17 protein-coding genes, 7 tRNA genes and 1 other RNA gene are annotated in these 17,624 nt (G+C 65.5%); 6 read left to right on the top strand and 19 right to left on the bottom strand.

Features of this window, described 5'->3' with window-relative positions; translation table 11 throughout:
* Positions 1-67 precede the first annotated feature (67 nt).
* Positions 68-160 (top strand) — tRNA-Ser (locus ABE543_RS13245).
* Between the two features lie 266 nt (positions 161-426).
* Here the strand turns inward: ABE543_RS13245 and sugE are convergent.
* Positions 427-744, bottom strand: coding sequence for a quaternary ammonium compound efflux SMR transporter SugE (gene sugE / locus ABE543_RS13250; RefSeq protein WP_053519073.1), 318 nt, complete (start codon positions 742-744; stop codon positions 427-429).
* Between the two features lie 300 nt (positions 745-1,044).
* Here sugE and ffs point away from each other — a divergent pair.
* An RNA gene (gene ffs, locus ABE543_RS13255) (signal recognition particle sRNA small type) lies at positions 1,045-1,141 on the top strand.
* 76 nt (positions 1,142-1,217) lie between these two features.
* On the opposite strand, the gene ABE543_RS13260 is transcribed toward ffs, so the two are convergent.
* From ABE543_RS13260 to ABE543_RS13270, 3 genes are read right to left on the bottom strand one after another with little or no spacing between them, the layout of a single operon-like run.
* Entirely contained in the window at positions 1,218-1,607 is a 390-nt protein-coding gene (locus ABE543_RS13260; protein WP_053519070.1) for a nuclear transport factor 2 family protein, read from the bottom strand.
* A complete protein-coding gene (locus ABE543_RS13265; RefSeq protein WP_253118870.1) occupies positions 1,604-2,371 on the bottom strand; it encodes an MBL fold metallo-hydrolase in 768 nt (255 codons plus the stop codon). Before ABE543_RS13265 ends, ABE543_RS13260 begins: the two co-directional genes overlap by 4 nt.
* Entirely contained in the window at positions 2,371-3,120 is a 750-nt protein-coding gene (locus ABE543_RS13270) for a 3-deoxy-D-manno-octulosonic acid kinase (protein WP_053519066.1), read from the bottom strand. Before ABE543_RS13270 ends, ABE543_RS13265 begins: the two co-directional genes overlap by 1 nt.
* Positions 3,121-3,140: 20 nt before the next feature.
* On the opposite strand from ABE543_RS13270, the gene ABE543_RS13275 reads away from it, so the two are divergent.
* Positions 3,141-4,187: a glycosyltransferase family 9 protein gene (locus tag ABE543_RS13275; protein WP_197600974.1), complete on the top strand. Its 1,047-nt coding sequence runs from the start codon at positions 3,141-3,143 to the stop codon at positions 4,185-4,187.
* Between the two features lie 46 nt (positions 4,188-4,233).
* Here the strand turns inward: ABE543_RS13275 and ABE543_RS13280 are convergent, their stop codons facing one another.
* On the bottom strand, positions 4,234-4,638 hold the full coding sequence (locus tag ABE543_RS13280; protein WP_053519062.1) for a DUF6165 family protein: 405 nt from the start codon (positions 4,636-4,638) through the stop codon (positions 4,234-4,236).
* A 133-nt stretch (positions 4,639-4,771) separates the two neighbouring features.
* A tRNA-Ser gene (locus ABE543_RS13285) sits at positions 4,772-4,862 on the bottom strand.
* Between the two features lie 162 nt (positions 4,863-5,024).
* Between ABE543_RS13285 and ABE543_RS13290 the strand changes: the two genes are divergently transcribed.
* Positions 5,025-5,729 (top strand): protein phosphatase 2C domain-containing protein, encoded by a 705-nt coding sequence (locus tag ABE543_RS13290; protein WP_053519060.1) that lies wholly within the window; start codon positions 5,025-5,027, stop codon positions 5,727-5,729.
* Between the two features lie 35 nt (positions 5,730-5,764).
* Here ABE543_RS13290 and dnaQ read toward each other — a convergent pair whose 3' ends face one another.
* From dnaQ to ABE543_RS13305, 3 genes are read right to left on the bottom strand one after another with little or no spacing between them, the layout of a single operon-like run.
* Positions 5,765-6,496, bottom strand: coding sequence for a DNA polymerase III subunit epsilon (gene dnaQ / locus ABE543_RS13295; RefSeq protein WP_053519058.1), 732 nt, complete (start codon positions 6,494-6,496; stop codon positions 5,765-5,767).
* A gap of 4 nt (positions 6,497-6,500) precedes the next feature.
* The gene (gene rnhA / locus ABE543_RS13300; protein ID WP_053519056.1) at positions 6,501-6,953 is read right to left on the bottom strand and encodes a ribonuclease HI; all 453 of its coding nucleotides are present in this window, start codon (positions 6,951-6,953) and stop codon (positions 6,501-6,503) included.
* Between the two features lie 13 nt (positions 6,954-6,966).
* Positions 6,967-7,611: a methyltransferase domain-containing protein gene (locus ABE543_RS13305; protein ID WP_053519054.1), complete on the bottom strand. Its 645-nt coding sequence runs from the start codon at positions 7,609-7,611 to the stop codon at positions 6,967-6,969.
* A gap of 11 nt (positions 7,612-7,622) precedes the next feature.
* Between ABE543_RS13305 and gloB the strand changes: the two genes are divergently transcribed.
* Together gloB and ABE543_RS13315 are read left to right on the top strand one after the other, a co-directional pair.
* Positions 7,623-8,387 carry a hydroxyacylglutathione hydrolase gene (gloB, locus tag ABE543_RS13310; RefSeq protein WP_053519052.1) on the top strand — a complete coding sequence of 255 codons (765 nt, stop codon included), beginning with the start codon at positions 7,623-7,625 and terminating at the stop codon, positions 8,385-8,387.
* A complete protein-coding gene (locus ABE543_RS13315) occupies positions 8,384-9,589 on the top strand; it encodes a transglycosylase SLT domain-containing protein (RefSeq protein WP_346475777.1) in 1,206 nt (401 codons plus the stop codon). The genes gloB and ABE543_RS13315 overlap by 4 nt, the downstream gene beginning before the upstream one ends.
* 99 nt (positions 9,590-9,688) lie before the next feature.
* On the opposite strand, the gene ABE543_RS13320 is transcribed toward ABE543_RS13315, so the two are convergent.
* The 10 genes from ABE543_RS13320 to clpP all read right to left on the bottom strand — a co-directional run bounded on the left by ABE543_RS13320 (position 9,689) and on the right by clpP (position 17,598).
* Positions 9,689-11,644: a peptidyl-prolyl cis-trans isomerase gene (locus ABE543_RS13320; RefSeq protein ID WP_053519048.1), complete on the bottom strand. Its 1,956-nt coding sequence runs from the start codon at positions 11,642-11,644 to the stop codon at positions 9,689-9,691.
* 130 nt (positions 11,645-11,774) lie between these two features.
* A tRNA-Asp gene (locus tag ABE543_RS13325) sits at positions 11,775-11,851 on the bottom strand.
* 107 nt (positions 11,852-11,958) lie between these two features.
* A tRNA-Asp gene (locus ABE543_RS13330) sits at positions 11,959-12,035 on the bottom strand.
* An 87-nt stretch (positions 12,036-12,122) separates the two neighbouring features.
* Positions 12,123-12,199 (bottom strand) — tRNA-Asp (locus ABE543_RS13335).
* 84 nt (positions 12,200-12,283) lie between these two features.
* Positions 12,284-12,360 (bottom strand) — tRNA-Asp (locus tag ABE543_RS13340).
* 26 nt (positions 12,361-12,386) lie between these two features.
* Positions 12,387-12,461: transfer RNA gene (locus ABE543_RS13345), tRNA-Val, on the bottom strand.
* A gap of 11 nt (positions 12,462-12,472) precedes the next feature.
* Entirely contained in the window at positions 12,473-12,745 is a 273-nt protein-coding gene (locus ABE543_RS13350; RefSeq protein WP_005408270.1) for an HU family DNA-binding protein, read from the bottom strand.
* A 217-nt stretch (positions 12,746-12,962) separates the two neighbouring features.
* Complete coding sequence (gene lon / locus ABE543_RS13355; protein ID WP_053520353.1) at positions 12,963-15,413, bottom strand: endopeptidase La; 2,451 nt, start codon at positions 15,411-15,413, stop codon at positions 12,963-12,965.
* 142 nt (positions 15,414-15,555) lie between these two features.
* A complete protein-coding gene (gene clpX / locus ABE543_RS13360; RefSeq protein WP_053520352.1) occupies positions 15,556-16,845 on the bottom strand; it encodes an ATP-dependent Clp protease ATP-binding subunit ClpX in 1,290 nt (429 codons plus the stop codon).
* A 126-nt stretch (positions 16,846-16,971) separates the two neighbouring features.
* On the bottom strand, positions 16,972-17,598 hold the full coding sequence (gene clpP / locus ABE543_RS13365) for an ATP-dependent Clp endopeptidase proteolytic subunit ClpP (protein WP_053520351.1): 627 nt from the start codon (positions 17,596-17,598) through the stop codon (positions 16,972-16,974).
* Between the last annotated feature and the right edge of the window lie 26 nt (positions 17,599-17,624).

Here is a 17,624-nt window from a genome sequence, read left to right on the forward strand (position 1 = left end):
TGTGTCCTGCCGCGCCGCCCGCTAGAATCTGCGCCCCTGCTGAGGCGTTTGCCGATGGCAGGGATCCGGAGAGGTGTCCGAGTGGTTGAAGGAGCACGCCTGGAAAGTGTGTAAGCGTCTAAACCGCGCTTCGGGGGTTCGAATCCCCCTCTCTCCGCCAGATGAATGAAAAAGCCGCCCATCGGGCGGCTTTTTTATTTGTCTGGTGGAGAGCATCGGGGTGACACGCCTCGCCGGGGTTCGACGGATCTGCGGGAGCAGATCCGGACCGCCGAAGGCGGGTCCCGAAGCGCAGTGCGCGCAGGGATCGGGTGCAGGGATGCACCCGACAATCCCCCTCTCTCCGCCAGATGAATGAAAAAGCCGCCCAACGGGCGGCTTTTTTATTTGGTGGGCAGTCGGTTGTCCAGGAAACTGCGCCCAATCTCAGCTGCTGGACAGCTTCATCAGCACCAGCCCCGACACGATCAGCACCGCCGCGCCGATCCGCATCGGGCTGACCTGTTCACCCAGGAACACGATGCCGACCACGAAGGCACCGACCGCGCCGATACCTGTCCAGATCGTGTAAGCCGTTCCCAGCGGCAGGCTGCGCATGGCCACGGCCAGCAGCCAGAAACTGGCGATCATGCCGGCGAGAGTGACCAGGGTGGGAGTGAGCCTGGTGAAGCCTTCCGATTGCTTCATCGACACGGCCCAGACGATTTCCAGCAGGCCAGCGAACAACAGATAGATCCAGGCCATGACGGCCCTCCTCTTGGCAGGGCCAGGCCGTCCTGGTCATTGATTCCCGATGCGGGGGAGGTCGTTCCTCCTGGCCCGGGATTCTAGCAACGCCCGCGCCGCCCGGCCGCGAATACGCGCCGCGGGTTACAGCAGATTCAGCGCATGGCGCTGGCGTCGATACGCATGCCTGCGCTAGAATGCGCGCCTGCCATCGGCCAGCCGATGTGCAGTCCGGCTGTGGTCTCCGGCGCACCCTGCGCTGCTTCCCCTGATCCGTGAACAGGCCGCCTCCGGGCGGCCAACGTCTCTATGGTGGCCCCGTCGGCCCCTCGCGACGCTAGGTCGAAAACCCCGCCAGGGCCGGAAGGCAGCAACGGTATCGATCGACGCGGGCGCCGAGGTCAGCCGGCGGGGCCATCGCCTTTCTGGCAGTGCCGCGCTCTGGTAAGAGGTCAACCCTGGTTGGCCCCCTCGCCGGGCGTGGCCCGGCGCTACCGTGCTTCGGGCGTCCCTTGATGGAATACCACCCGCCATCCCTGCCCATGCCTGCGCCACAACGAACTGCGCAGCACCCAGCGCTGCGGCTGGCCATCCAGGTGGTAGCGGCTGCGATAACGCACCTGGGCCAGGTCTGGTGCCAGCAACGAGACCGCGTACTGCTCCGATTCGATCTGCACCTGCGCCCGCTCCAGCGGAATCTCCGCCAGCGCAGCCGCACGGCCATAGCACTGGCCGGAGCTGCCGATCTCGCTGAAATCCTCATCCAGCAGTTCCGACAGCCGCGCGCGATCACCGCGCACCTGCGGGGTGTGCAGCGCGCGTTCCAGATGTTCCAGCTCGGCCGCCAGCGCCGCGTCGGCAGGCTGGCCAGAGGTATTCACGGCGGATCCTGCGCCAGCACGTGCGGCGCGGTCGGGGTCGCCAGCGGCACACACTGGCCCGGCTGTGCCACGCGGTGTCCGCGCGCGGCCAGCGCAGCACCATCGGCCACGCTGGCGTAGTGGTACAGCATCATCCGCGCCTGCAGCTCAGCGCTGTACTCGCGCTCCAGATCATCGACCCCGGTATGCGATGGATTGCCGTGCAGGCCGCAGTCGTGGGCGATCAGCTCGTTGTCACTGGCGTACCGCGCCAGCATCTCCGGGATCGGCCGGGTATCACCGCTCCAGGTCAGCGCGCCCTGCAGGCGCAACCCATAGGCGGTCTCCGGCCAGTGGTGGCGTGCCGGGAATACTTCCAGGCGCACGCCTTCATGCCAGAACGCGTCGCCGACCACGACCAACTGGAACGCATCCCAGAAATTGGCACCGCCCTCGGCCAGCACATTGGGGTAATCGCCGATGCGCCTGTGCAGCAGCGGCACCACGGTGGCCGGCACATACAGGCGCACCTTCCCACGCCGCTGCGCGTTGAAGTAGGTATCCACGAACAGCCGCTCGAAACCGGCCACATGGTCCAGGTGGACATGCGTGATGAACAGCGCCTGCGGCATGTGGCCGTAGTGCGCCCTGAAGGCGGTCAGGCCTTCCCCGCCACAGTCGATCGTCAACCACGGCCGACCTTCGCGCTCGATCACCGACATCGGTGATCCCAACTCGACCGCCGACGCATTGCCGACGCCGAGGAAACGCAACGACCAGTCCATCAGGTGCCCCGGTTCCAGGCCATGTCATAGGCGCGGCGCAGCCGCGCGTAGTCCTTCTGCACGTCCTCTACGCTGCGCTCGCCGCGCAGCTTGATCAACGAGCGCAGCAGGCGCTTGAGGTTGCGCTCCCGCCAGGCGGTGGCCGGAATGCGGATGACGCCACGATCGAAGTCGATCAGCCAGCCATGGCCGTTGCTGTCGAACAGGATGTTGTGCGCGTTGAGGTCGGCATGGTCCAAGCCGGCACGGTGGAAGCGGGCGATCAGCCGACCGGTCTCTTCCCACGGCGCGCCACGTCCGGCAACCAGCGCGCGGTCGGCCAGCGAACGCACCCCTTCGATCCGTTCCATCAGGATCGCCGCCCGGTAGCGCATGCCCTGCCGCATGTAGAAAGCCGCCACCGGCCGGGGAACCGGCAGCTTCAGCGCGCGCAGGGCCCGCATCAGCCGGAACTCGGCAAAACTGCGGGTCCGGTCGGCGCCCCGCCACAGGTACTGGTCGTGGCTGATCCTGGCCACCAGGCCACCGCGCAGGTAGTGGCGCAGCACGCTGGGGCCGAACGGCGCGTCCACGAACCAGGCGCTGCCACGCCCCCCCTCGCCCACCGGCCGGGCCCGGCTGCCCCAGTGCTGGGGAGAGAACAGGCCGATGTCGGCTTGCCGCAGGCGCTCGCGGTCGAACAGAATGGCCCCGATGCCGCGACCCTCGCGGCATGGCGTCAGCGCTTCATTGGCGTCGAATGCGACCATTTCTTTGAGTCTAACAACACATGGCATCAGCGTCCTCATCCTTGTGCCTTCTGCGCCTGTCCGCACTTGGCGATGTCACCCACGTGGTGCCCCTGGTGCGTACGCTGCAGGCCGCACGCCCGGACACGCCGATCCACTGGATCATCGACAAGGCCGGGCAGAAGCTGCTCGAGGGTCTGCCGGGCGTGACCTTCCATGCCTACGACAAGAAGAGCGGCATGGCCGGCGTCAAGGAGCTGCGCAAGCAGCTGCCACCGGGGCGCTTCGAGGCGCTGCTGCAGATGCAGGTGGCCTTCCGCGCGAACCTGCTGTCAGCGTTCATCCCGGCCGAACGCCGCATCGGATACGACCGCAGCCGCTCGAAGGATCTGCACGGGTTGTTCATCAACGAACGCATTCCGGACCGCCCCGGCATCCACGTGCTGGACGCGATCGGCAGCTTCTGCGAGCCGCTGGGCCTGCGCCAGACCGACGTGAGCTGGGACCTGGCCGTGCCGCCGTCCGCCTTCGAGTGGGCCGCGGCGCAGTGGCAGGACGATGGCCGGCCGGTACTGATGATTTCGCCCTGCTCCAGCCACGTCCGCCGCAACTGGTACGCCGACCGCTATGCGGCCGTCGCCAACCATGCCACGCAGCGCGGCTGGCAGGTGGTGCTGTGCGGTGGCCGCAGTGAACTGGAACGCAGCATGGCCGACGCGATCCAGGCCCAGCTGCACACGCCGGCACTGGACCTGGTCGGCAAGGACACGCTCAAGCAGCTGCCTGCGCTGCTGGCACGCGCCAATCTGGTGATGACACCCGATTCGGGACCGATGCATATCGCCAATGCCATGGGAGCGAAGGTGCTGGGCCTGCACGCGGCCAGCAACCCGCACCGCAGCGGCCCGTATTCGGATCGCCGCTACTGCGTGGACCGCTATGACGACGCCGCACGCAAGTATCTCGGCAAGCAGGCCGCCGACCTCAAGTGGGGCACCAAGATCGAGTTCGATGATGTGATGGAACTGATCACGGTCGAGGACGGCATCGCCGCCTTCGAACGTTACGTGACCGACCACCTCACCTGAGTCGATGGATCATCGGTAGCGCCGGGCCACGCCCGGCGGATCCATCTCACCCACGCTGGGCGTAATCCTGGTACGACTTCTCTTCCACGTAGGCAGAGCCCAGTGCCAGGTTGATCGCCTTCTTGATGCGAGCGCGCTCGTCATTGCGCAGATACACACTGCGTGCAAGGTCGATGAAGCCCTGGTCGAACGCCTGCGCCTTCTCCTTCAGGCGGATGTCGTCCTCGATGTCCCACAACTGCTCGTTGACGGCCTTGAGTTCACCGCGCAGCTTGGCGATGTCCTTGACCGCGGCCGGGTGCGCCATCCAGGTCTGCTCCAGCGCCGACAGCTCCTTGCGCACGTTGGCCAGCTTGCCCTCGTCGCTGATCCGCTCGGACTTGATCTGCAGGATCGAAATCTTGTCGAGCAGTTCGCCAAAGGACACGGGAACGAGGATTTCAGCAGTCATGGGGGAGCTCCAGCAGGTGATGCGTACATGTTAACCCGCAGCACCCCGAGGGGAGATCCATTGCCGCCCCGCAACGCGCGCGGCCAGCCGGACAACGAAAAAAGCCGCCCGGGGGGCGGCTTTCTTCTTCATCTGGCGGAGAGGGGGGGATTCGAACCCCCGAGGCGCTATAAACGCCTGCCTGATTTCGAGTCAGGTACATTCAACCACTCTGCCACCTCTCCGGGTGGTCCCCGGCGAACCGGGGACGCGCATCATACGAGGAAGTGAGGCTGCCGACAAGTCTCCGGGGCCCTGCGGCGCAATTTTCCTGCCGCCATGCCTTGCCGGATGCCGGTCACGCCGTGATGATGCCCTCTCCCCCGCGCTACCCCGCCCCGCACACCATGATCGAATTCGGACATCTCACCCATCCCGGCCTGCGCCGCGAGCTCAACGAGGACACCTATTACGGTGACAGCGAGCTGGGCGTGTGGCTGGTGGCCGATGGCATGGGCGGGCACGCCTGCGGCGAGGTCGCCAGCGCGCTGGCGCGCGAAGCCATCGTCCGCGAGATCCGCCGCGGCGCGTCGCTGGAGCAGGCCATCCGCACGGCCGACGAAGAGATCATCCGCGCTTCGCGGCGACGCAACGATACGCTGCCGATGGGCACCACCGTGGTCGCCGCGCGCGTGCAGGGCAATCGCTACGAAGTGGCCTGGGTCGGTGACAGCCGGGCCTACCTGTGGCGCGACGGCCAGCTGGCCCAGCTCAGCCAGGATCACAGCGTGGTGCAGGAACTGGTCACGCAGGGCAACCTGACCGCGGAGCAGGCGCGCGCGCATCCGCACCGCAATGTGGTCACCCAGGCGCTGGGCGTGACCGATCCGGCGCACCTGAACGTGGCCACCACCCGTGGCGAACTTCGTCCCGGCATGCAGCTGCTGCTGTGCAGCGATGGCCTGACCGAGGAAGTCGATGATCGTGGCATCGCCCGCACGCTGGCCTTCGACGACGCCAGCGCACAGGAATGCGTGGATACGCTCGTCGCCGCCGCGCTTGATGGCGGCGGCCGCGACAACATCAGCGTGATCCTGGTCCGCTGCCACTGAGCCAGCGGACCGCACGCGCACCCTGCGCCGAGGGTCTACGCGCTGGCGGGCTCTTCCACCTTCGGGCCGTCCCACAGCGCATGACCGGCCTTCTTGCGCAGGCGTTCCAGTCGCGCGGCGTGCGCTTCACGTTCCGATGCGGTGGCGACCACGCGCGGACGCGGCAGCAGCTTGGCAGCATCGAACGCCTGCAGCACCGCGCCACCCGCGCCGGCCTCGTCCTCGCCCAGACCGAAGCCGATCTCTTCCTGCCCTGACGTCAGCGCGATGTAGACATCGCCCAGGATCTGCGCATCGAGCAGGCCGCCGTGCAGTGCACGGTGCGAATTGTCCACGCCCAGCCGCTTGCACAGCGCATCCAGCGAGTTGCGCTGGCCCGGGAAACGCTCGCGCGCCATCGCCAGGGTGTCGATCACGGTGCAGCGATCGGTGATCTTCCCGTACTGCGGCCCCAGCAGGGACAACTCGTTGTCGAGGAAGCCCAGGTCGAATGCCGCGTTGTGGATGATCAGCTCGGCGCCGTCGATGAACGCCAGGAACTCATCGGCGATCTGCGCGAACTCGGGCTTGTCGGCCAGGAAGTCCAGGGTCAGGCCGGTGACCTCCTGCGCGCCCTGTTCGAACTCACAGTCCGGCTTGATGTACTGGTGATAGTTGTTGCCGGTGGGGCGACGCTTGAACAGCTCCACGCAGCCGATTTCGACGATGCGGTTGCCCTTCTTCCACTCCAGGCCGGTGGTTTCGGTATCGAGAATGATCTGACGCATGGCTTCAGTTTACCGGGCTGGCATCGCGGATCTGGATGGCGGCATTGCGCGCCAGCGTATCGACGCGTTCATTGTCCGGATCGCCGGAATGCCCCTTCACCCAGCGCCAGTCGATCTGGTGCCGCAGCGTGGCCGCATGCAGCCGCTCCCACAGCTCGCGGTTCTTCACCGGATCACCGCCGGCGGTCTTCCAGTTCTTGCGGATCCAGCCCGGCATCCATTGGGTCAGGCCCTGCCGCACATACTGGGAGTCGGTGAACAGCACGATGTTGCAGGGCTCGGTCAGCGCCTCCAGGCCGGAAATGGCCGCCATCAGTTCCATCCGGTTGTTGGTGGTATGCGCTTCGCCGCCGCTCAGTTCACGCTCGTGGTCCTTGTAGCGCAGCAACGCGGCCCAGCCGCCGGGACCGGGATTGCCGAGGCAGGATCCGTCGGTATGGATTTCGATGGTTTTCAATACAGCTCCAGAATCAGGTAGCAACGGTGCCATGCCAGCGCACCGGCAGCGGTGTCGGCCCGGGCAGGGCCAACGTACGTTTTTCGGCATGGAACAGGCAGGCCGCGCGCAGCGGGGCCCAACCCCCGCGGCCACGACTGCCGGCGCCCTGCCAGAGCGGGCCCAGGTAGCGCATGTCGTCGCAGTCCAGCCCGTGACGACCCAGCAGCTGGCGGATCCGCTGCGGCGTACGCACCGTCAGGCCATGCTGGCGCCAGTGGGTGCGGAACGGACTGAACGGATTAAGGCTGCTCAACCACAGATGGCCGCCGGGCATCAGCACCCGCTCGCACTCGTCAAGCAGCTGGTCGGCATCAGCGGCCGTCACGTGCTGCAGCACGATGGCATTGACGCTTTCGGTGGCCAGCGGCAGCGGCAGACCGCAGCACGCATCGCCGGCATAGCGGCCGCCATTGCGGTACAGGCGCAGGCCGCGCCCGCCCGGCTGCGCATCTTCCAGCCAGGCAGCGCTCGGCGCGATCCACATCCAGGGCTGTGCGGGCAGCACCGACAGCTGTGGCAACAGCAGTTGCCGCTCCAGCACGCGCAGGGCCGCCGCCGGCTCGCTGTCGAACCACGGGGCCAGGCTCGCTTGACGGGTGCTCTGCAGCGCGGGCATGGTCCAATTCTATGCGACTGACTGCCCTACCCGCATTTGCGGACAATTACATCTGGGTGCTGATCGATGATGAAGGCGCTGCCATCGTCGTCGATCCCGGTGATGCCGCGCCGGTGCTCGCGCTGGCCGAACAGGGCCTGCGCGTGGATACCATCCTGCTGACCCACCATCACGACGACCACATCGGTGGCGTGCCGGCCCTGCGTGCCCGTTTTCCCGGCGCGCGGGTGGTCGCACCGGTGGAGGAACGCATCACCACCGCCACCGAACGCGTCGGCGAAGGTGAACGCGTTCAGGCACTGGGCCGGACGTTCCACGTACTATCCGTGCCCGGGCATACCCGCAGCCACATCGCGTTTCACACTGCTGAACATCTTTTCAGCGGAGATTCGTTGTTCAGCCTGGGCTGTGGACGCCTGTTCGAAGGTACGCCGTCCCAGCTGCTGGCATCGATGCGCACGCTGGGTACCTTGCCTGCACGACTGCTGCTTTGTTGTGCCCATGAGTACACCGTGTCAAATGCCGTCTTCGCGCGGCATGTCGACCCCGCCAACGCTGCCCTGCGGCAGCGCCAAGAGGAGGCTTTGGCCATGCGCCGCGATGACCGTTCCACCCTGCCGGTAACCCTGGCCAACGAACTGGACTGCAATCCGTTCCTGCGTGTGCACACCGCGCCGATCCGCGCGGCGGTGTCGGCGCACCTGGGGCGCGACGTCGTTGACGATGTCGATGTCATGGCCGGTCTCCGGCATTGGAAAGACGGCTTCCGCGCATGATGCGCCGAAGTCTGCCGCTGGCCCTGGGCATCGCTCTGGGGCTGGCTGGAACCGCAGGCGCGCAGTCGCTGGGCGCTGGCATCGGCCAGAATCTCACCGCCGCTGCTGCGTTGCCCTTGGACGCCTCTTCGCTGCCACCTGCATCGGTGCGCAATGGCCAGGAGATCTTCTCCAGCTTCCGCGATGGCCTGGCTGAACCCACCTGCGACGCCGAGGCCACCAGCCCGCGCTGGCAGAAACAGTTCGCGCACGCCCCTTCACGCCTGGCCAACCAGGATGACGATGCACTGGTCCTGTTCGGCTATGTGGTCGAAGAACTGCGCAAGGCCAACCTGCCGACCGAATTCGCGCTGATTCCCTTCGTGGAAAGCGGCTACCGGCCCAATGCCCGCAATGGCAGCGGACCGACCGGGTTGTGGCAGTTCATCGCCACCACCGCCCGCAACCATCGCGTGCCGATGGCCAACGGCTACGACGGCCGCCTGTCGGCGGTGGATTCGACCCAGGCCGCGGTGCGCTACCTGAAAACCCTGCACGGCATGTTCGGCGGCGACTGGCGGCTGGCCACCATGGCCTACAACGCTGGCGAATATCGCGTGCTGCAGGCACTGCGCAAGGCGGGCATGAATGCGCAGAACGCCACGCCCTCAGCCCTGCCCGGCCTGTCGCCGGTCACCTATGCCTACGTCGAGAAGCTTCACGCCCTGGCCTGCGTGCTGGAAGACGTGGAAGAACAACCGGGCGTCATGGCCTCGCTGGACCGCACCGTGCCGGTGCTGAAGGATCATGCCCTGCCGGCCGGCACCAGCGTCCAGCAGTGGGCCGCCCAGCGCTCACTGGACCCGGCACGCATCGCCCGCCTGAATCCCGCCCTGGCCGCCGGTGGCCGCCCCACGGGCACCACCCGGGTGCTGGCCCCTGTCGCAGCGGCGACCGCCGACGTGGTGGACAGCAAGACGGCGCTGGCGGCCTCGGTTTCGCCCGCCTCTGCCCCCGCTGCCTCGCCAGCGCCGCAGGTTGCCCGCACCGTCGCCGCCGCCGTCGACCGTCCGCGCAGCCGTCGGCATACGGTGCGCAACGGCGAGTCGGCCTGGACCATTGCCCGTCGCTACGGCATGCCGGTCAAGGCGCTGCTGTCGCTGAATGGCCTGAGTGGCAGCAGCGTGCTCAAGCCGGGCGCGGTGCTTCGCCTGGAAGACTGACCGGCGCACAGCAGCGCCGCGCGATCCTCCTGCTACCGGGCACCCGCCCACGAAAAAGGCCCGGCAATGCCGGGCCTTTCCGTTCTGCCCGCCGTGGGCTTACAGATTCGCTTCGGTGGTCTGCACCACGAACTTCTTGCGCATCGCGTCGATGTAGGCCTTGGCTGCGGCCATGCCGTCGATCTGGCTCAACTGTTCCTTCAGCTGCTTCTGCTGCTCGGCGGTCACGTCCTTGATGTCGCCCGGATTGACCTTGTTCACCGCGAACACCAGCGCACGGCCGTTGACGTCGACCTTGCCGTAGGTCGGCTTGCCTGCGGTGGGTACCGGCGCGCTGAAGATCGCGCTGTTGATTTCCGGGGTCGGCACCGGCTGGCCACGCGGCAGGCCCGGCATCGGGCTCAGCTGCAGCTTTTCGCTGGCAGCCAGCGACTGCAGGGTGGCACCGCCCTTCAACTTGGCCAGCAGCGCTTCGGCCGCCTTGTCGCTGGCCTGGCGCTGGCGGTCGGCACGAATCGCGGCGATCACCTGCTCGCGGGCCTTCTCCAGCGGCAGCGCCTGCTCCGGCGTGTGGGCCGCGACGCGGATCACGACGCTGTGGTTGGTGGCGCCTCCCAGGGCGATCGGATCGCTGGCGGTCCCGTCCTGCACCAGGACGTCCGAGAACGCGGCGCGCAGCACGGCCGGGTCGCTGGCGATGCCGCTGGCGGTAGCGCGGGTGATCGGTCCCAGGGTCTGCAGCGGCAGCCCCACTTCCTTGGCTGCGGCAGCCAGGTCGCTCGGGCTCTTGTTGATGGCATCGACCAGACGGCCGGCCAGCTCGTTGAAACCGCGCTCACCGTCGGCCTTGAGCTGTTCGGCGGCCAGCGTATCGCGCACGTCCTCGAACGACTTGCCTTCGCCGCCGCGTACCGCGGCCACTTTGATGATGTGGTATCCGAAGTCGGTCTTGACCGGACCGATCACGTCGCCGGCCTTGGCCGCGAACAGGGCGTCTTCAAACGGCTTGACCATCGCGCCACGCTCCACCCAGCCCAGGTCACCGCCCTGGTCCTTGGAGCCTGGATCCTCGGAGTTGGCCTTGGCCAGGGCTGCGAAGTCGGCACCGGCCGCCTTTGCCTCGGCCGCCAGCTTGTTCGCCTTGGCCTCAGCACCGTCGCCGGTAATCAGGATGTGGGCGGCCTGGCGCTGCTCCGGAGAGGTGAACTTGGCCTTTTCTTCCTCGTAGCGCTTGCGCAGGGTGGCTTCGTCGGCCGGCGTCGGCGCCGGCAGGTTGGCACCGTTGACCTCGACATACTCCAGCGAAACGGTTTCGGCCTGGCGGAAATCCTTGCCATGGCTGTCGTACCACTGCTTGATCTGCGCATCGGTCACCGGGGCCGTGTCAGCCGGCACCGGCGGCAGCGCAGCCAGCTCGACATCACGGGTTTCGCCCAGCAGCTTCAACAGGCGTTCGGTCTCGGCCTGGGTGACAAAACCGGAGTTCTGCAGTCCGGCCGGAATCACCGACTGCTGCAGGCTCTCGCGCACCAGTTCCTGGAACTGGGTCGGGGTACGCGGAGGATTGCCGCCGGCCAGCGCCAGGCGGTAGCTGTTCTCGTTGAACTTGCCATCCGGCCCCTGGAACGCCGGCATGGACGTGATGTACTCGCGCACGGCGCCATCGCCAATCACCACACCTGCCTGCTCGCCGACCAGGCGCACAACCTGCTCGTCGATCAGCTGATCCAGGACCGCCAGCTTGTTCTCGGTGCTTTCGAACGCGCGCGGGTCGAAGTTCTCGCCCTGCTGCTGGCGCTCACGCATGCGCTCCTGCTCGAAACGGGTGCGGAAATCCTGCGCGCTGATCTCATGGTGCTGCCACAGCATGCGTACCGGCCACCACGACGGCGCGGAACGCCACCAGGTCGGCGGTGCGGAAACCTTGGCCACGTTCTGTGCGCCAACGCCACCCAGGTAGCTGTTGTCGATCACGAACAGGAACGGAATCATCAGCAGCCCCAGGATCACGGTGACGATCCAGCCTGAGGTCTTGTCGCGGAGTTTCTGCAGCATGGTGAGGAATCACAAGGCCTGATTGGCGAGCCCGGCAGTGTAACCCGCTTCGTCGCAGGGACCAAAAACGCCAAGGGCGACATGCGCGCAAAGAAAAAGCCCCCGGCATTCGCCGAGGGCTTTTGAAAGTTGGCGGAGCGGACGGGACTCGAACCCGCGACCTCCGGCGTGACAGGCCAGCATTCTAACCAGCTGAACTACCGCTCCGCGCTTGAAACTTTGCAGGCGCCCAGTATATCCGAAGACACCCTGGAAACCCAGCCCGATGAACACTTTTTTCAAAGTTTTTTCACGGGGACTTAAGAACTTCGCAATGGCGGAGCGGACGGGACTCGAACCCGCGACCTCCGGCGTGACAGGCCAGCATTCTAACCAGCTGAACTACCGCTCCGTGCTTGCGACAACCCTTCTGCCTTCGTCCCGGACAGGCCGGGGAGAAGACAAGGCCCCCAGCTTTGGGCCGGGGGCCTCGATGTAATGGCGGAGCGGACGGGACTCGAACCCGCGACCTCCGGCGTGACAGGCCAGCATTCTAACCAGCTGAACTACCGCTCCGCGTTGTACTGCTTGTGTTCTCTTCCCGATCAGGATCAGGGAGAAAACAAAGCCTCCAGCTTTTGGCCGGAGGCCTCGTTGAAGTGGCGGAGCGGACGGGACTCGAACCCGCGACCTCCGGCGTGACAGGCCAGCATTCTAACCAGCTGAACTACCGCTCCACACTCAAACTTTTACCGCGGTGCTGTGGTGGGTGCTGAGGGTTTCGAACCCCCGACCCTCTCCGTGTAAAGGAGACGCTCTACCGCTGAGCTAAGCACCCCAGCGAGCCGCTTAGTTTACAGCATCCTTAAGGGCCTTGCCAGCCTTGAAGGACGGATTCTTCGAAGCAGCGATCTTGATGGTGTCGCCGGTCTTCGGGTTGCGGCCGGTGCGGGCTGCACGGTCGCGGACCTGGAAGGTACCGAAGCCAACCAGGGTGACCGCATCGCCGTCCTTCAGCGCCTTGGTGATGGCAGCAACGACGGCATCGACAGCGCGGCTGGACTCGGCCTTGGTCAGGTCGGCAGCTTCAGCAACGGCGTCGATCAATTCGGTCTTGTTCATTCTCTACAACTCCTTTGGCGGTGGGTTCCGCGGATTCGACAGGGAAGCAACCGCACGCCATCTGCGCGCGATCGCCATGTGGAAACGGTTCGCCGATTCAGAGATCGCCAACAGCGATCACTCATTTGCGAGTGCTGCTTTTATACCAGTGGCCCTACCCCCACGCAAGCTGGAAAGCCAGCAACGACGCGGGTTTCAGGCCATTCGGCAACGCGCGTCAGTGCTTGACGCGCGCGTTTCCACTCGGTTTCGCCTTGCTACGTACCGTGACGCGCTGCGCACTCTTGCGCGCCTTCTTCGGTGCCAGCGGACGCTCCAATGCCAGATCAAGCACTTCTTCGATGTACTTCACCGGCACGATCTTCAGATCACGGGTGACGTTGGCCGGGATGTCGGCCAGATCCTTGCGGTTCTCTTCGGGAATGATGACCGTGCGGATACCGCCACGCAGTGCAGCCAGCAGCTTCTCCTTCAGTCCACCGATGGCGGTGACCCGCCCACGCAGCGTGATTTCGCCGGTCATCGCCACATCGGCACGCACCGGCACCCTGGTCAGCATCGAGACCAGGGACGTCACCATCGCCGCGCCGGCGCTCGGGCCGTCCTTCGGCGTGGCACCGTCCGGAACGTGCAGGTGCACGTCGTGCTTCTGCAGGAAGTCGCTGTCGATGCCGAAACGATCGGCGCGCGAACGCACGACCGACAGCGCCGCCGAAGCCGATTCCTTCATCACGTTGCCGAGCTGGCCGGTCAGGATCAACTGGCCCTTGCCCGGTACCAGCGTCGATTCGATCTGCAGCAGGTCGCCACCGACTTCGGTCCAGGCCAGGCCGGTGACCAGGCCGATCTCGTTTTCTTCCTCGGCGCGACCAAAATCGAAGCGGCGCACGCCCAGGTACTTGTCCAGGTTCTTGCCGGTCACCGTGACCAGCGCCTTGGCCTTCTTCGCGCCCTTCCTGGCCTTCACCGGCTGCGGGCCTGCCAGCGCGATCTCCTTCACCACCTTGCGGCAGATCTTGGCGATCTCGCGTTCCAGATTGCGAACGCCCGACTCGCGGGTGTAGTAGCGCACGATGTCCTGGATCGCATCGCTGCCGATTTCCAGTTCCTCCGGCTTCAGGCCATTGGCCTTGATCTGCTTGGGCACCAGGTAGCGGGTCGCGATGTTGAGCTTCTCATCCTCGGTGTAACCGGGGATGCGGATCACTTCCATGCGGTCCAGCAGCGGGCCCGGAATGTTGAGCGAGTTCGAGGTGGCCACGAACATCACTTCCGACAGATCCAGGTCCACTTCCAGGTAGTGATCGTTGAATGCGTTGTTCTGCTCCGGATCGAGCACTTCCAGCAGCGCCGAGGAGGGATCACCACGGAAGTCCATCGACATCTTGTCGATCTCGTCGAGCACGAACAGCGGGTTCTTGCTGCCGACCTTGTTGAGGTTCTGCACGATGCGGCCCGGCATGGAGCCGACGTAGGTGCGACGGTGGCCACGGATCTCGGCCTCATCACGCACGCCGCCCAGCGACATGCGCACGAACTTGCGGTTGGTGGCCTTGGCGATGGACTGGCCGAGCGAGGTCTTGCCCACGCCCGGGGGCCCGACCAGGCACAGGATCGGGCCCTTCATCTGCTTCACCCGCGACTGCACCGCCAGGTATTCAAGGATGCGCTCCTTGACCTTCTCCAGGCCGTAATGGTCGGCATCGAGCGTGTCCTGCGCAGCCTTCAGGTCCTTGCGCACCTTCGTGCGCTTCTTCCACGGCACGCCCAGCAGCCACTCCAGGTAATTGCGCACGACCGCCGCCTCAGCGGACATCGGCGACATCTGCTTGAGCTTGTTCAGTTCATTGCGCGCCTTGGCTTCCACGGCCTTCGGCATGCCCGCTTCGGCGATCTTGCGGGCCAGCTCTTCCAGCTCGCCCGGCGCGTCGTCGAGGTCACCCAGTTCCTTCTGGATGGCCTTCATCTGTTCGTTGAGGTAGTACTCGCGCTGGCTCTTCTCCATCTGCGACTTCACACGGCCGCGGATGCGCTTTTCCATCTGCTGCACGTCGATCTCGCCGTCGACCAGGCCGACCAGCATCTCCAGGCGCTCGCCGACGGCCAGCGTTTCCAGCAGGCGCTGCTTGTCGGCCAGGCGCACGCTGATATGGGCGGCGATGGTGTCGGCCAGGCGCGCAGGCTCGTCGATCCCGGCCAGGGTCTGCAGCAGCTCCGGCGGCAGCTTGCGGTTGGTTTTCACGTACTGCTCGAACAGCGACATCAGCGAGCGGGCGATCGCCTCGATCTCGCGCGGCTCGCGCTCGTCCGCAGCGTCGATCTCCACGGCCTGGCCGTGCAGCGAACCGTTGCGTTCGTCGACATGGGTCACCTGCACGCGCGAGAGGCCTTCGACCAGCACCTTGATCGTGCCATCGGGCAGCTTCAGCAGCTGCAGCACCTGCGCCAGCGTACCGACCTGGTAGAGATCGGCCGCATGCGGGTCGTCGGTCTCGGCGGACTTCTGCGCGAGCAGCAGGATGCGCTTGTCTGCCTCCATTGCCTGTTCGAGCGCGTGCATGGACTTGTCACGGCCGACGAACAGCGGGATGACCATGTGCGGGAACACCACTACGTCGCGCAGCGGCAGGACCGGCAGGTCGAGGGTTTCACTTGGGGAACGGGCCATGGGGGCTCCAGGGAAGGGGAAAACCGCCTCCGGGAGGACATCTTCCGGAGACAAAAAAAGCCGATGGCCCCGTTATGGGGCCATCGGCTTTTAGATGCAAGGCATTCCTTTAAAATTCTTTCCAATCAACAACTTGGAAGAATCACTCGGCGCCTGCGGCCTTCTGTTCAGGGGCCGCCGGGGTCTGGTAGATCAGGTACGGCTCGGACTTGTGCTCGATCACCGATTCGTCCACCACCACCTTGCTGACGTTTTCCTGCGAAGGCAGGTCGTACATGGTGTCCAGCAGCACCGATTCGACGATGGTGCGCAGGCCACGGGCGCCGGTCTTGCGCTTGAGCGCCTTGCGGGCGATGGCCGACAGGGCGTCCGGACGGAACTCCAGTTCGACGTTCTCCATCTCGAACAGCTTCTTGAACTGCTTGGTGATGGCGTTCTTCGGTTCGGTCAGGATCTTGATCAGGGCCGGCTCGTCCAGCTCCTCCAGGGTCGCCACCACCGGCAGGCGGCCGACGAACTCGGGAATCAGGCCGAACTTGATCAGATCTTCCGGCTCGACTTCCGCCAGCAGCTTGCCCACTTCCTGCTTGCGCTCGGCACTCTTCACCTTGGCGCCGAAGCCGATGCTGCCCACGTCGGTGGAACGGGCCTGGATCACCTTGTCCAGGCCGGCGAACGCGCCGCCGCAGATGAACAGGATGTTCTTGGTGTCCACCTGCAGGAACTCCTGCTGCGGATGCTTGCGACCGCCCTGCGGCGGCACGCTGGCCACGGTACCTTCGATCAGCTTCAGCAGGGCCTGCTGTACGCCTTCGCCGGACACGTCGCGGGTGATCGACGGGTTCTCGCTCTTGCGCGAGATCTTGTCGATCTCATCGATGTAGACGATGCCCTGCTGCGCCTTCTCGACGTCGTAGTCGCACTTCTGCAGCAGCTTCTGGATGATGTTCTCCACGTCCTCGCCCACGTAACCGGCTTCGGTCAGCGTGGTGGCGTCGGCCATGGTGAACGGCACGTTGAGCAGGCGGGCCAGGGTTTCGGCCAGCAGGGTCTTGCCCGAACCGGTCGGACCGACCAGCAGGATGTTCGACTTCGCCAGCTCGACGTCGTCGTTCTTCTGCCGGCTCTCGATGCGCTTGTAATGGTTGTATACGGCCACGGCCAAGGTGCGCTTGGCACGGTTCTGGCCGATCACGTACTGGTCGAGGACCTCGAGGATCTCGCGCGGCTTCGGCAGCGAGCTGCGCGCCGACTGCGCCTTCTCCTCAAGTTCTTCGCGGATGATGTCGTTGCACAGCTCCACGCATTCATCGCAGATGAACACGCTCGGACCCGCAATCAGCTTGCGCACTTCATGCTGGCTCTTGCCGCAGAAAGAGCAGTAGAGGATCTTGCCGGTGTCCGTGGAACGACCTTGGCGGTCTTCGCTCATGCTTCGCTTACCCAGTTACCCCACCCGCTGAACGGGGGTTCGATTCGAGAATAGCACAGGGCCGGAGGGACACCAGTCCCGCCCGACCCTGCAGGAACGAGGCCTGCCTGGCCCCGTGAAGGCGGCTCAACCCGCCTGGACCGACTCATCCGGGCGACGCTCCAGGACCTGGTCGACCAGGCCGTAGGCCTGCGCTTCGACCGCACTCTTGAAGTTGTCGCGCTCGGTATCGCGAGCGATCGTTTCCAGCGACTGGCCGGTGTGGCGGGCCAGGATCTCATTCAGGCGCGAACGCAGCGTCAGGATCTCGCGCGCGTGGATGTCGATGTCCGTCGCCTGGCCCTGATAACCCCCCAGCGGCTGGTGGATCATCACGCGCGAATTGGGCAGCGCATAGCGCTTGCCGGCTTCACCTGCAGCCAGCAGGAGGGCACCCATCGAGGCCGCCTGGCCGATGCAGGTGGTGCTCACATTCGGCTTGATGTACTGCATGGTGTCGTAGATCGCCATACCGGCGGTGACCACGCCACCCGGCGAGTTGATGTAGATGTTGATGTCCTTCTCCGGGTTCTCCGATTCCAGGAACAGCAACTGCGCCACCACCACGTTGGCCATGTGATCGTCGATCGGGCCCACGAGGAAGATCAGGCGCTCCTTCAACAGGCGCGAATAGATGTCGTAGGCACGCTCGCCGCGGCTGGTCTGCTCGACCACCATCGGAACCAGGTTCAGGGCTTTGGTTCGGTTGTCCATTACGTGAGGTACCTATCTTGGGGGGA

The organism is Stenotrophomonas sp. TWI169 (assembly GCF_039674705.1).
GTDB classification, from domain to species: Bacteria; Pseudomonadota; Gammaproteobacteria; order Xanthomonadales; family Xanthomonadaceae; genus Stenotrophomonas; species Stenotrophomonas maltophilia_P.